Source organism: Leptospira fainei serovar Hurstbridge str. BUT 6 (genome assembly GCF_000306235.2).
GTDB lineage: Bacteria > Spirochaetota > Leptospiria > Leptospirales > Leptospiraceae > Leptospira_B > Leptospira_B fainei.
The window spans coordinates 118,975-132,785 of sequence record NZ_AKWZ02000011.1 but is presented as its reverse complement, the minus strand read 5'-3'; the positions used below and the strand labels follow the sequence as shown (position 1 = coordinate 132,785).

The window sequence follows — 13,811 nt, the reverse complement described above, 5'->3', positions numbered from 1 at the left end:
GTATTTCTTATATAACGATGGATTGTCTTCTTCTCAAGATATACAATCCGATTCCTCCGATACCTAAAAGTGCGACGGCGTAGAATACCGCGAATTTCTTCACCGATAAAAATAGGTAACCTAATAGTGTTGATGAATCCGGAACTGGGAAAACCTTACTTTCGTTCGTGATGCGGTTGTACCAATTCTTGTAATTGGTTCCTTTAGATGTCACCCAAAGAGAGAAATCTCCATAACCGGTTTGGGAAGGCTTGCGAATATCCTGCTTTTCATAAGGATATTTCCATGCTCCCGGCACAAGGATTGCCCAAGGAAATCCCGTAGAGTCCATATACGGATCCGATCCGTCGGAGTTTTTATAAAGTCCCGGAAAATGGATATCATGATTCGAACTGATCACATGTGCGAATAAATCGTACGGGAACGCGCCCAATTGAGCTCTCGTTACCGGAGAGTCGAAGACGATCTCGATAGTGGCGACATGACCATGTTTGAAGACTTCTCCCGGATTTGCATTTTGACCGCTTAGAGTCTTGCTCGAATCAGGCAGAAGCTCATATCCTTGGTTTAATTGCGCGGCAGTTACGGTTGAGGTTGTTTGTGCTACCTTTGCATTCTCATTCCCGTCCGTCCGTTTGTACGTTACGGTTGCCCCTACGTTAACGGGCAACTTCAGCAAAAGTTTATGCGAGTATCCGGCTCCTCTTGCGACATGTTGGTATCTTCCTCTAAGCCGTACGATTTTACCGGCTGCGTCCAAGTCTTCTTCGTTCTTAAATTGTACGACATAGTCGTTAAGATCAGCATCACCGGGAGAAGGGTAAAGATCTTCGAATGCAAGAGTATAAACTCCCTCTCCAGGATATAGCAGTTCCGTAGAACGAGACGGATCATTCGGGTAAATGTCCGTACTGTCAGGAATTCCGTCACCGTCCGAATCTGCCACCTGGTTGGAAGGTAGAGTGATCGCATAATGGATCGTCCTATTGATTCCTAAAATCTTCTCCAGATTGACGTATTGAGAAATAGATTCTCCTCCTATCGAAATATCGATCGTAATGTTTTCGACGGAAGTAGGTACGGTTAACGATCCGGTTACCTTACCGGAAGAATCGGAAATTCCTTGGAAGAGTAGATTATTCGTCTCGTCATAAACAAGAATCGCTGCGCCAATCACCGGCTTTCTTTCCTTATCAACGACCGTTAAGTTAAGAGGAATCGTTTGAGTCGTATTATAATTAAAATTGGAACTTCCTTTCGGATCGTCCACGACTACGACAGCGACGGTTGGAGTTCCGGATCCTTTATCTCCGTCAGAATTTCCCGATCCGGAAGTATTGGTTGAACCGGAACCGTTTCCGGTATCGCCTTTTGAAGGCGAATTATCGGAAGAGTTAGCGCTGGAATTGGAATTATGTCCGCCGTTTCCGTTTGAGGATGAATTATCCGACGTATCGCTACTAGAGCCGGAATTCCTGCCGGTAGATCCCCCGCTGCTTGAGGATGAGTTATCGGAAGTACCGCTACTAGAGCTGGAATTTCCTCCGGCAGATCCTCCGCTGTTTGAAGAAGAATTATTGGAAGCATTCGAATTTCCTGACCCACTTGAGGAAGAGGAACTCCCGCTTGAGTTTCCCGAGTTTGCGGTTCCAGCGCCTGAAGACGTGGATGGCGTTGAACTTGAATTGCCGGAAGGCTGGGTGACGTAATTTCCGGAACCATCTCCAGGTGTAAACACCACTCCGGTGCTGCCCGAATTACCGGATACTCCGGTACTGCCGTCGGATTTATTTTGGGTACCGAGAAGGGAAAGAAAAGGAAGCAGTAGGCCTTTCTTTTTGCCGTTATTGCAATTTAGGGTCAGTCCGACCAATAAGGTCAGCAACAAGATTTTTTTCATGGCGGTTTGAAACTCCCGCTGTTAAGCTCTAATTTATAGAGAAGACGACGGATTCGGAACGAATACTACAAAAGGGGTATTATTTTTTACTGATATGCAAAACCGCATTTCCAAAAACGAAGTTTTTATACCGGACATCTTTAAATCCGTGCTTTTGTAACAGTTCTTTTAGGGAATTTTGGTCGGGATAGGTTAACGAAGATATCGGTAGATAGTTGAACATTTCGTTCTTCCCGCCCCAAAGGAAATAACCGAGAAGAGGAACGATTCGGAAAAAATAGAAATTTGCGAACCATCGGATCAAAGGTCGCTTAACCTTTCCGACATCGAGATTCGCAAAGATTCCTCCGGGTTTTAAGATTCGATAGATTTCCGAGATGGCTTTATCTAAATTGTCCACGTTCCGGAGACCGAACCCGACACTCACGGCATCTAGGCTATCGGATTGAATGGAGAAAAGGTTTGTCGCATCGCCGATTTGGACTTGGACCCGACCTTTTTGTATCGGAGCCGCCAACCTATGTCTCGCGACATCCAGCATTCCTTCCGAAAAGTCTATACAAAGCAATCCGTCCACTTGCTGTGACTTCTCTAATCTGACCGAGATGTCTCCGGTTCCGCAGCATAAATCCAATACGCGAATCTTTTGTCCGGTCAATTTTTCGATCGTTTTTACGAGTTGATTCTTCCAAAGGCGATGTAGAAAAAAGCTATTCCAATCGTTGAAGCGATCATACTTGGCGGCGATAGCGTCGAAATTCTGCTTAACGAATATGGCTTTTGCCTCGGTGGTCGGCATTTGGAAACTAGTCATTTCCCTTAGCTTTTTTTTTAAATCCGCTTTGGCAAGAGCGATTCAAACAAGGTCTTGCAGTCGACATGTCAGGTTACAATATCTACTTTGTGAAAAAGGAATCGAGGTAAATGAGTAACGGTATTTTAGGGAACGGTTGGGACTGGGTTTCCATTGCTATCGGAATTCTTTCAATCTGGAATTTAGCGACATTCATTCATGTGCTGACGACCTTACCCAAACGCAGGATTGATTTATTTGCAGGATTCGTTTCGGGAATGGATCCCGGGGTCTGGGAAGAGAAAGTTTCTGCAGAGCTTTTTCCGCTTGAAACCAAGCTTTCTTGGATTCGACATCTTGCCGGCATAGCGACTATGCTCGGACTCTTAGGAACCGTGCTCGGGATATCAGAAGCTTTTTCCGCGTTACAGGCTGCGGGGACGGTGAGTCTTGATGCGTTCGCCGGCGGAATTCGATTGGCTCTTGTCACTACGATTCTCGGTTTAGCGGTCGCAATTCCGTCGCTATTAGGCTATCAATATTTAAAGCATCGTTTATTAGATCTGGAAAGAGACGCGCTCTCGTGGACCAGAATTCCCCCCGGAGAAATGAAATGAGAAAGTCTATCCTGCGGGAGGAGGAAGGGGCGATAGATCTGACCAGTTTTATCGACGTCGTTTTCATACTTCTAGTTTTCGTAATGTTAGCGGTGAGTTTTCGAAAAGAAATTCGTTCCATTCCTTTGGATCTTCCGCAAGTCGGAAAAGGCGAGGATCCCAAAGGAGAGCGGATTGAAATCGCACTCTTGCCGAACGGAACGTTTCTCTGGAACGGTGCCAATATGGACAGACGCAATTTGGAAAAAGAACTGGGAAACGGAAATCTAAAAGGTAAAGAAGTTCGTTTCTTTGCGGATGAGTCTGCCGATTACGGCGAAGTTGTAAAAATTTTAGATTTAGTTCGGCGATCGGGAATCGATTCTTTGGAACTCGCCGTTAAAGGGTCTAGGTAGACGAGGAATCCGGCGATTCCAACTTCGGATTGTTCTTATGTCGATCCTTATCGCGATTGGTGTTTTTCTCTAAAGCGGAACGCAGAGCCTCTTCCATAGAAATTCCCATCTGATTCGCGAGACAAATTAATACGAAGAGAATATCCCCGAACTCTTTCGGGAGTGCATCGGGATCTTCTCCTTTTTTAAAGGATTGATCTCCGTATTTACGCGCGACGATTCTTGAGAATTCTCCGACCTCTTCCATTAGGATGGCAAGATTTGTTAACTCGGAAAAATATCTTACTCCGAAATTTTGAATCCAGTCATCTACGGATTTTTGTGCGTCGTCGAACGTCATGATTTATTTCTCTACGTTCTTTTTATGGGGGGAAGACTTCGCTTCCAAGTAGGAAATTAGAATCTTAGTAGGTTCTGCGAAACAGCCTCCGCTTAAATGATGCGGATCTATGAATTTTTGGCATTTTACTTGGTCCCGATAGTCTTCTAGATCCAGGACCAACGTTTTCGGATATTCGCGCACTAGCTGTTCCCGCAAGCGAATCCAATCCGGATAGAAAGGGGATCGTTTTACTTTTTCCGTAAATTTGGAATACAATAGAGGCGACCAGAGCACGACGGTTATTCCGTTTTGAGAGGCTCTTTTCAGGAATTCCCTCAGAAAGTTAACTTGGGTTTCCGACCGTTTATAATTGCGATAGGTTTCCCGATGAATGCGTTCCGCTTCAGAATCTAATTTGTCTTCAGGGGTATTCGTCAGAAGAGTATTGGGAATTCCGCCTTTAAACCGATCCGATTCATCCGTCAATTTGCTTCGAATCGCCATTAAATAGGTAACTTCTTCGGGATGCTTAAGTCTTGATGCGGCTTCCTTAAATCTAGGAGGAAATACGGAAGTTCGAAATACCCTTGCTCTTAAAAAAGTATCCCAATCGGTCGTAGAGAATACATTCCAGTGTTCCAAGAAATACATTGAATCGTATGAGTACCGCAGCGCATAACGGTTCGCGAAGTCCGTTGCGGAGTCCGGATAATATTCTAAAATTGCGAAATCTAAAGGGATTTTTCTATCCAATAATCTTTCCAACGTGTACGCATGAAACGAATACGGCGCGGACGGAGCAGAGAGGTTATAAACGATAAGGTTCGGATTTTCCTTATGAATTTCGGAAAGTGAAATCTCTCCCATATGCGAGGTTCCAAAAAAAGTCATAACTTTTTGATTCGGCGACTTGGAATCCGTTTCCTTCTTCATCGTATCTAAAATACGACCCTTCATTTCATAAAAATAATATTCTGCGCCGGATTCCGTATAAGGTCGAACCAATTCGGAAGATAAGAGTTTATCCCAGAAGAAAGCTAAGGCAGCGATTCCTAGCGGAATCCAAAGAATCTTTCTGCTGAAAAGAGGAAATTGAGAGTTCTTTGCGGTTTCCATGAATCTATCCTAAAATGCGAAGTAAATAAACTCTTGGCCTTTGCCGGCGTAATTTCCGAAGAAAAGAGCGCCGATCAAAAGGAAAGCAACGAGGAGTTTTCCCCGATTCCTATGAAACCACATCGGATACCGTTTCGGTTCTTCCAGAGCATGGAATAGGAAACCTCCCAGGAGAAACGGTATGATTAAGTCGAAAGAGAGGAAGGCCGTTTTATTTTCGGGTTTAAATCCGAAAAATCCGTGTCTGAGAAAATATAAAGAATCCGAGATCGTAAAAGCCCTAAAGAAAGCGACTGCGAAAACGAAGAGTAAATACGTCCAAATGATCCGCATTCCTTTAAAAAGTTTTCCTTGGGCGGGTAGAATGCGAATTTCATGCTTCTCCATAAACCGTTCGGCCGTCAAAAAGAATCCGTGTGAAACTCCCCATGCAATGTAAGTCCAATTGGCCCCATGCCAAAGTCCTCCTAAAGCGAACGTAATTGTTTGGTTTAGATTTGTGCGAAGTTCGGAGAGTCGATTCCCACCCAACGCAAAATACACGTAATCTCGTAACCATGTTCCCAATGTGATATGCCAACGTCTCCACAGCTCGTGAACATTTTGGCTGAAGAAAGGAGAATGAAAATTTCGCGGGATATTGAATCCGAATAATAACGCGCAACCCCTTGCCACATCGGTATAGCCCGAGAAGTCGGAATACACTTGCCATGTGAAGCCGTTCAGCGCTAAAAATAAGGAAAGCCCCCCGTATTCCTTCGGCCTAGCAAATACGGGGTCGATCAAAACTCCTATATTGTCGGCGATCAACAGTTTCTTACAAGCGCCTAAGCCGATCAGAAAAAGACCCGTATAAATCGAAGTTTTGTGGATTCTTAAATGTTCTAAACGAGGGAAAAAATCACGCGCCCGCATAATCGGCCCGGCGACCAACTGAGGGAAGAAAAGTAAAAATAACGTGAAATGAAACAGAGTCGTTCCTTCTTCCACTTTTCCTTTATACGCATCGATAATATACGCCATGATTTGAAACGTGTAAAAACTGATCGCCAAAGGAAGAATGATTTTGAAGGGCATGGAGGAAGTATCGAATAAGGACCATTTCGTTACGTAAAAAAGATTATCGGAGACGAAGTAAAAATATTTAAAGACCGCCAAATTCAGAAGGTCGATGATGAGTATGGTTCTAAGTAAAATCTTACTTTTGGTGCGAATGATGGGTCCTAAAAATAGATAATTGAGGACGACGATTCCGAGTAAATGGAGAAGAAACGGAGGGTTCCAAGAGGCATAAAAGACGAAAGAAGCGATTAATAGAATCCATTCTCGGAATTTTCTGGAATTCCAAGTCCAGTAGGCGATATAAACGATTAGAAAGAATAAGAAGAAAAGAGTGGATGTAAAAATCATTTACTTTGTTTTCCCGTATGACCCAACGCCGGAGGGAGGTCCTTCACGATCGCTTCCGAAAATTTAATCATCCCTAATCTATTTAAATGGATTAAATCATAATAATAATCTCCGTTATTACTGCCATCCAAACTGGACTGATAATCCAATAAAAGCGTTCCCGGTTTGATCTTTTCCAGTTCCTCCTTCCAGATTCGGTTTCTTTCCGGTGTCCTCCAAGCCTGCACAATATCGCTGTAAGGAGCAAGGACAGCGATGATTCGAATATCCTGCCCATTTTGTTTCCCGATCCTACGTATATCATCGTGCAGAATCTTCAATCGGTGAAAAAATTTAGCCACCGCCGCATCCCTGCCGACGACTGTGGGAGTTCTTCTTGCCAATATGCAAGTATCCCAAACCGCTTTTTTATGGAAATGATCCGAGCCCTGAGGGATGGGCTGTCCGTTTGCGGGATCGGTGGCTCTTAAACATGACTCCACGTCTTTTGCTTCAGGATACATGCTGATTCGAGCAAGGTTCGGGTTTTCATAAGGCCATGGATCCACTTTGGCTTCTCTTCTTCTTCTTCCGATATCTTTCAACCGCTTTGACGGATCTAAAAAGAAATCCCGCATATCTCTGCGGTATGCGACGCTTTTGAAAGTGAGAAAAGCCAAGTCGTCGTAATTCACTTTGTAATCGAATTCGTAGATTTTCTCAAAAGCCACGCTTCTCTCTAATTCGCTTAACATCGAGAGTGTATGGATTTCCAAATTTTGCAAATCCAACCACGGAGTTGAAACTTCCAACACATGAATTACGGTGCGTACGTTCTTGAACTGAGGGAGAAGTTTATGCACGATTGCATCTTGAACGACTAGTTCCGTTCCTTCCATCGCAAAGGATTGTAATCTTTCGCCGTAAGGCTCCAACGTTTCGTTTAAGATTCTAAGAGAAAGCCCTTGGTGGGCTACGGAAGTTCCTAGAAGAACGACTGTCGGATCGAAGACCGCTTTTTTTTCCAAAACGTATTCGGTGTTTCTCACTACATTCGCGGCAAAAGAACCCTTTTTTAAATATGGTCTATATGCGCCCGTTTGGAGACAGAGGTCGAAACAAACAAGGATCAGAACTGGTATCCAAAACTTTCTGTCTCGAATTAGGCTTAAATATGGATTCATTTTCCGATAACCTCAGAAATCGAAATACAGGAAGTTCTTACTTTCGGTAACGCCGAATATCAAAAGTAGAAACGCGTTTGCCAAAAAGAAAAGAATGAACTTACGGCGATTCTCGACTATCGATTCGATCGTATTTTTAGAAAAATAATAAGCCATCGTATAACAGACAATCAACAGTAACCCGTATTCGAAATTTACGTACGACTTAACGGACTGGATTCCTCCCGGTACGAAGAAGAGGATCGATTTCATCATATCCCAGGATTTACTCATCGTTTCAGCTCGAAACAGGATGAACCCGAAGGCGAGAAAGAACATGGTCAGAATCCGAACGAAGATATCGTAAGTTCTGCCGCCTTTTTCGTTGATCCAAGCGGCAAACTTGGTCGCTCCGTATTCGCGGTGAACGGCCAGCATTACTCCCTGCCAAAGTCCCCATCCCACGTAATGATAGGCCGCCCCGTGCCAAACTCCCGCGAATAACCAGGTTATGAAGAGGTTTCTATAAGTGATAAGAGTTCCCGCACGAGACCCTCCCAGCGGGATATAGATATAATCTCGTATCCACGTGGAGAAGGAGATATGCCATCTGCTCCAATGATCCGCAATGTTTCTCGCCACCATCGGGAAGTTAAAGTTCGGATCGAATTTATATCCGAATAATCTCGCAACCCCGATCGCGATGTCGGTGTAGCCTGCAAAATCAAAGTAGATCTGCCAGCCGAACGCCAAGGTTCCGGTCCAAATTTCTATCGGATTGAGAGTGGCATAATTTCTGAACGTAAAATCCGTAACCTTGCCGAGGTTATCGGCAAAAACGATTTTTCTCGTAAAGCCCATTAGTATTTGGCAGAATGCGATTTCTATATCTTGTCGAGTAACTGTCGGAGGATGGTCCAGGTCTCGGAAGAAAGTATGCGCTCTCACGATAGGTCCCGCTACTAGTTGCGGGAAAAAAGAAACATAAAGAGCAAAATCCAAAAACGATTTGCGAGCCTCTAACTGTTTCCTGAAAACATCTATAGTATAACTCATGGATTGAAACGTGTAGAAAGAAATCCCGACAGGCAGAATGATCTTTAACGGGTCTATCTTTGTAGGTCCGAGATTTTGAATGTCGGCAAAAACTTCTAGAAGGAAATTCGTATATTTGAAGTAACCTAGAATTCCGAGGTTGGTAACTAAAGAACCGACTAGACAGATTTTCCTGAATTTGTCGCTTGCTCCTTCTCGACTCATCAAAAGAGCCGCAAAGTAATCGACAATCATCGAAACGATTAAGATCAGTATATATAAGTTAATTCCGAAATCGCAAAACGACTTATCGATCCAGAATTCGATCCAACTTCCGGTACGAAGATCGGAACATTTGATTGTGGCCGGATGCCAGGCGTTATAAAAGTAGAGGCTTGATAGAAGGAGGAAAACCCTCCGATTGGTTCCTTTCAAAATCTTCGCTACGATCAAAACGATCGGCAAAAAAATCATGAAGTGGACGGAATTAAACAGCATGAGTGCGTCTTTCCTCGGTTCCTGAGCAGTTTTTTGCGGGAAGAGAAACCCACAACCCTATTTTAAAGTTCGGAAGGCGCTCATTCTTTTCCATAAACGGGCTCCGGCGTTATCGCTTTGTATTTATCTTCGATTCCTTCGATAAAACTAACCGTCGGTCGTTCCGAACGGGGATAGGTTGAATAAGTAAAATTTACGCAAAGTAGCAAAAGAAGATAAGCTAGTAGTAGAATATGCCCGATAGCTCTCGTCCCGAAATACAAGGGCCCGAATATGAAAGATCGTAATACTAATGCCGAAAAAATAAGGAGGCCGATTATAGTGGAGACCCAAAATTCGAAAAAATACCCTTCCCACCAAGTATAAAAAAGTAAGGACGGGACCAGCCAGAGGCTAAGAAGAATTACCTCAATCTTAAAACTTCTCCAAAGTCTAACGCAGTTAGCTAACGCGAGCCCTATGCATACGGCCCAAAAACCCAAATTTAAATTATAGGGTAAGGCTTTTAAGTCCGTTGGGTTTGCGACCTTGATTCGGAGCCCGTTTTTAACTCCTTCAAAATTTAGAAAGGCGTCTCCGATACCTCGATAGAAATTCATAACATAATCTTTAGCTCCTTTTGCGACTCCCCATTTCTCTTGGGTCGCATAAAGAAAGAGCCAATTTGCAAAATTCTTTTCGCTCGTAGGCGGCGAAGTAAGATCACGGTCCAAAATGATAAAGCCGACGAATAAATAAGAGATCGTCAAAGTGGAAACGACTGCGAGCAAATAGATCGGGATGACTTTGATTTTTTTAGAGAATTCAAACTTTGCTCCTTGCCATTCTTTAGCAAACAGCAAGGAGGCAGGTACGAGAGTTAAAAAGATCGTATCCGATTGATGAAAATAAACGTTCCAAACTTGTAGGAAGAACGCGAAGAATAATTTCCCCGTCGACCATCCGTTTCTCGCATTCCATACGCAAAATAGATATAGACAGGCGGTCAGACAGGAGTGAATCAGAGGAGTGTCGTTATGTTGAGCGTAAAACCAAAAACCTTGAGTACAATGAACTCCCAAGCCTAACAACACCGCCCCGACGATATCTTTGTACAATCTCCAATAGCTTACCATAAGGACGAAAATGAATAGAATAGCGAAATACAGCGTCCTTAAGCGAAGCCCGAACATAAGGGAATCAGGACCGTGGGCCCATCGCCAAAATTTTAGGTACAAATATCCTGTACTTTCAAAACCGATATGATGGGGATTGAAGAATACCTTCCAAGTTTTGTCCGTGCTGATATTATGCGTATAAACGATGGAATCCCAGTCGTAATGTCTGGAAAGAAACCGAAGATCGAATAAAAAAAGTGCGCTCGCTAAACATCCTAAAAATAGAAATCCTTCCCAAGGTAACTTTCGAACGAAAAGCGCCTTGAAACGGGAGAAAGGATAGAAAAAAAACTTTGTAAACGGATTCATCCTAAGAATGAAACAGTTCTTTCAAGAACTCCGAATTTTTGCGAGAAGAGAAATACGGCGATTCCGCTATTAAAGAAACGTCGGCGCCCGAGGGTTGCAGAAAAAATACGAGTTTTTCCAAACCTAATAGCCTACGTAAGACTCCGCCTTTATGCAGAATTTGTAATCCTAATTGATTCGGTTCCCAGCGAACGGACTCTCCTCCTAACCAGCCTCTTCGAGTAAGCTTGAGTTTAGCGCCTTCCCAATATAGATTATTGAACAGATTTTTATCCAAAAAACGAACCAAATCCAAGAAAAACGCAAAAGCAATATATCCGACTATGACCATTGCGGAATATTTATAAAGCCGGGGATCCACGAGCAATTGCAGTTTCAATACTCTGGGAATTTGAAGAAATTCCACAAATTTAAATAACCAAATCGCGATGGTTTCCCGAAACGGCAGAATAAGATTTAGAAATCCTGCATATATTCCTACTGATACGATTGCCGGGATCGGATTTTTACGAAGTTTCAAAGAGAGACGTTTTTTATTTCGTTCATTAGCTGAGGTCTGCGCCCATTCCCACCAAGATGCAAGTTTTTTCTCCGGAATTTTCGTACTGCTCATGCCGTTATTCCTCTATTTTCCCTGGTTTTCGTTTTCTATTTTTCCAGAGTGCCACAAGACCTTCTTCGACTTCTTGCGCAGTGGAGTCCCAGGACCATTTTCTAGACTTACCGCCGCGCGTCCGAACCCCGCGATTTCCGGCTTCGGACATTGCTTTGGTCCAAGCTTCCGTATCTTTCGGAGATACGAAAAGATCGATTTGCGAATCCAAGACCTCGTGAAAAACGGGGATATCGGAGGCGATACAGGGTTTTTCTTCTTGGATTGCTTCCAGAAGCGGAAGGCCGAAGCCTTCGTGCAAAGACGGAAACATAAAATAAGAACAATTTTTATACAGCCAGCCTAATTCCCCGTCGCTAGGATTCTCGATAAAAAAAATTCCTTCGGATTCGAGCGAACCGTTTCTAAGAACTTCGGTCAGACCTTCCGATTTCCAACCAAGGCGTCCGGCAAGAACCAGCGAGAACGGATAATGGGGATCGACCTTTTTGAGAGTTCTATACGCTTCCACCAAGGTATTCAAATTTTTCCTAGGCTCCAACGTGCCGACGGAAAAAAGGAAATTTTTCGGTAAGAGCTTATTCGGAGGAACGACACTTTCAAATCCTTGGGCACCGGGGTACACGACTTGCAATTTATCCGAGATGCTCGGTAAATATTCTGCGATCTCTCTTCGGGTATTCTTGGATAGGCAAAATATTTTATCGGCTCGTTTGAGTGTCAGGGGGGAAAATAATCGATGCTGCCAATAGTTAGCAGTGGTCATCGTCTCCGGTGCCGAATGAAAATTTAGATCATGATAATTAACCGCCATCGGAATATTTCGACCGAATACGGGTAATAGTTGGAGAGTTCCCCAAAAAATATCGATTCTATGTTCGCGAAACATCGAGGGCATGCTAAAATTCAGCCAAAAAAGCCCCGGCAGTCGACTGGGAATAAAAACGGAAGCTTTCTTAGTTATTTCCTGAAATACCGGGTGGATCGGCTTATTGGAATAAAGGTAATATTCTAAAGGAGAATTTTCATTCAAAACCCTTTGGAGAATTTCTGCGAGGTAGCGGGAATTTCCGTTAATGCCGTATGCCAATGGCCTGGCGTCTACTGCGATTCTAGGTTTATATTTTAAAGAATCCTTAACAATCATTTCTTGGCTAAGTCGGCTCTGATTCCGGATTCTTTTTAGATTCGACAAAGAAGAGGCAAAAGTATTGAATTACGGAAATGTAAAATAAAAAGGAAAGCATCATCAGCAATTCTTCAGCGGCTGAACCGATAATCGCTCGATTTAAAAGCAGAACAGCAAAAGAAAGAATCAGATAAATGCCTGTCGCTTTATTTTTGCCGAATAACGACTTCCATTCGCCCCGATTCGGAAATCTTTCGGTGCTAGGCCAAAAACCGGAAAGAACGAATGCAGTCGGAAAAAGTAAAAATACGAACGCATGAATCCAGGAAATTCCGCTAAACAATACGGAAAAGAAAAAGAGTCCGGACAAAAGAAAACCATCCGAGGCGCCCTTATAAGCCCTATACAAGTACGGGGCAGCGATTCCAAAAGATAGAATGTTTCCGATCCATTTGATTTGGTTTAAAGTAAGTTCGACGAATGGCATTCCGAATCTACCTTGATTCATAATATCCGCATATTGTAGGAAATATTTTGCCAGAGTGGAACTTAAACTTTGATTATTTTTCCAAGCTCGAATGGCCGGAGATTTTAGGTATTTTTCCAAAACGAGTTCGTACCAGGTTTGATTCATTTTCCAAGTAAAGGAAGGTTCGGTTAAAGCCGGAAGGAACGCCCATAATATTCCGAATCCGAGAGTATAGAAAATTACGGAATATCTTCTCTTGACTAAAAAATAAAAAAGAAAAACTGCGGGAGTGATCTTGATCACGATCGCAAGCGCCAACAATAACCCGGCCAGCCAGTTTTTTTTGACGGTTACGGAGGAGAGAATTAAGAAAATCAGAATGAAGCCGACTTGGTTGTTGTTTTGGTGATTTTCGATAAACCGAAAGCAAAGTAGGGTAACGGTCGTCAGAAACAGGAATTGCCTATCGTATCCTAGGAATTTTCCGATCAAAAAAAGACTCGCTACGAGAGCTGCGAAATTAAGGCAAAAGAAAATCGCCGACGAGATTTCATATTCCGAAAAGGAAAGCGGAATTAACAAAAAGGCGAATGTGGGAGGATAAATATATGCTCCTACATTATCCATTTTAGCTTGAAGACGTAGAAAAATTTCGGGTTTGAGAATATCGTTTAAGTTTAGTTTACCTGATTTTAATTCCGCTATCAGTTCCTCTAAAACGTCGAGATTATACAGATCTTTCTGGATTCGGAAATTTTTAGAGGCTTCGAAATAATCTTTAAAGTCCGTGTCCTGTGATACGTGACTCAGCCCGTTTAATAAAAGATACGCGAGCAGGGTTATAAAAAGGAGCAGGGGCCCCCGTCTTCGGAGATCGATCCGCATTCAGGTACTCTTTTCTGGAAG

General features: G+C 43.2%; 13 protein-coding genes. 2 read left to right on the top strand and 11 right to left on the bottom strand.

All coding sequences use genetic code 11. The annotated features are described in order from the left end of the window. Nucleotides 1–7 precede the first annotated feature (7 nt). Together LEP1GSC058_RS18350 and LEP1GSC058_RS18345 are read right to left on the bottom strand one after the other, a co-directional pair. A complete protein-coding gene (locus LEP1GSC058_RS18350) occupies nucleotides 8–1,900 on the bottom strand; it encodes an LruC domain-containing protein (protein WP_016551109.1) in 1,893 nt (630 codons plus the stop codon). Nucleotides 1,901–1,979: 79 nt separating this feature from the next. Continuing rightward, entirely contained in the window at nucleotides 1,980–2,714 is a 735-nt protein-coding gene (locus LEP1GSC058_RS18345; RefSeq protein ID WP_084680436.1) for a ubiquinone/menaquinone biosynthesis methyltransferase, read from the bottom strand. Nucleotides 2,715–2,824: 110 nt separating this feature from the next. Between LEP1GSC058_RS18345 and LEP1GSC058_RS18340 the strand changes: the two genes are divergently transcribed. Continuing rightward, nucleotides 2,825–3,310 (top strand): MotA/TolQ/ExbB proton channel family protein, encoded by a 486-nt coding sequence (locus LEP1GSC058_RS18340; protein ID WP_016551104.1) that lies wholly within the window; start codon nucleotides 2,825–2,827, stop codon nucleotides 3,308–3,310. Next, complete coding sequence (locus LEP1GSC058_RS18335; RefSeq protein WP_016551360.1) at nucleotides 3,307–3,705, top strand: ExbD/TolR family protein; 399 nt, start codon at nucleotides 3,307–3,309, stop codon at nucleotides 3,703–3,705. Before LEP1GSC058_RS18340 ends, LEP1GSC058_RS18335 begins: the two co-directional genes overlap by 4 nt. Here the strand turns inward: LEP1GSC058_RS18335 and LEP1GSC058_RS18330 are convergent. The 9 genes from LEP1GSC058_RS18330 to LEP1GSC058_RS18290 form a co-directional block, all read right to left on the bottom strand. Next, a complete protein-coding gene (locus LEP1GSC058_RS18330; protein ID WP_016551186.1) occupies nucleotides 3,698–4,045 on the bottom strand; it encodes a nucleotide pyrophosphohydrolase in 348 nt (115 codons plus the stop codon). The genes LEP1GSC058_RS18335 and LEP1GSC058_RS18330 overlap by 8 nt on opposite strands. Nucleotides 4,046–4,048: 3 nt before the next feature. Further along, nucleotides 4,049–5,143: a DUF1574 domain-containing protein gene (locus LEP1GSC058_RS18325; RefSeq protein ID WP_016551076.1), complete on the bottom strand. Its 1,095-nt coding sequence runs from the start codon at nucleotides 5,141–5,143 to the stop codon at nucleotides 4,049–4,051. Nucleotides 5,144–5,152: 9 nt separating this feature from the next. After that, nucleotides 5,153–6,553 (bottom strand): MBOAT family O-acyltransferase, encoded by a 1,401-nt coding sequence (locus LEP1GSC058_RS18320; protein ID WP_016551165.1) that lies wholly within the window; start codon nucleotides 6,551–6,553, stop codon nucleotides 5,153–5,155. Further along, on the bottom strand, nucleotides 6,550–7,716 hold the full coding sequence (locus tag LEP1GSC058_RS18315; protein ID WP_016551320.1) for an SGNH/GDSL hydrolase family protein: 1,167 nt from the start codon (nucleotides 7,714–7,716) through the stop codon (nucleotides 6,550–6,552). Before LEP1GSC058_RS18315 ends, LEP1GSC058_RS18320 begins: the two co-directional genes overlap by 4 nt. Nucleotides 7,717–7,728: 12 nt before the next feature. Further along, nucleotides 7,729–9,228: an MBOAT family O-acyltransferase gene (locus LEP1GSC058_RS18310; RefSeq protein ID WP_016551247.1), complete on the bottom strand. Its 1,500-nt coding sequence runs from the start codon at nucleotides 9,226–9,228 to the stop codon at nucleotides 7,729–7,731. An 80-nt stretch (nucleotides 9,229–9,308) separates the two neighbouring features. After that, nucleotides 9,309–10,694 carry a hypothetical protein gene (locus LEP1GSC058_RS18305; protein ID WP_016551326.1) on the bottom strand — a complete coding sequence of 462 codons (1,386 nt, stop codon included), beginning with the start codon at nucleotides 10,692–10,694 and terminating at the stop codon, nucleotides 9,309–9,311. A 1-nt stretch (nucleotide 10,695) separates the two neighbouring features. Further along, nucleotides 10,696–11,307 carry an LIC20162 family protein gene (locus tag LEP1GSC058_RS18300; RefSeq protein WP_016551086.1) on the bottom strand — a complete coding sequence of 204 codons (612 nt, stop codon included), beginning with the start codon at nucleotides 11,305–11,307 and terminating at the stop codon, nucleotides 10,696–10,698. Nucleotides 11,308–11,311: 4 nt separating this feature from the next. Continuing rightward, complete coding sequence (locus tag LEP1GSC058_RS18295) at nucleotides 11,312–12,454, bottom strand: glycosyltransferase family 4 protein (protein WP_016551147.1); 1,143 nt, start codon at nucleotides 12,452–12,454, stop codon at nucleotides 11,312–11,314. Between the two features lie 7 nt (nucleotides 12,455–12,461). Then, the gene (locus tag LEP1GSC058_RS18290; protein ID WP_016551125.1) at nucleotides 12,462–13,790 is read right to left on the bottom strand and encodes a glycosyltransferase family 87 protein; all 1,329 of its coding nucleotides are present in this window, start codon (nucleotides 13,788–13,790) and stop codon (nucleotides 12,462–12,464) included. Nucleotides 13,791–13,811 lie beyond the last annotated feature (21 nt).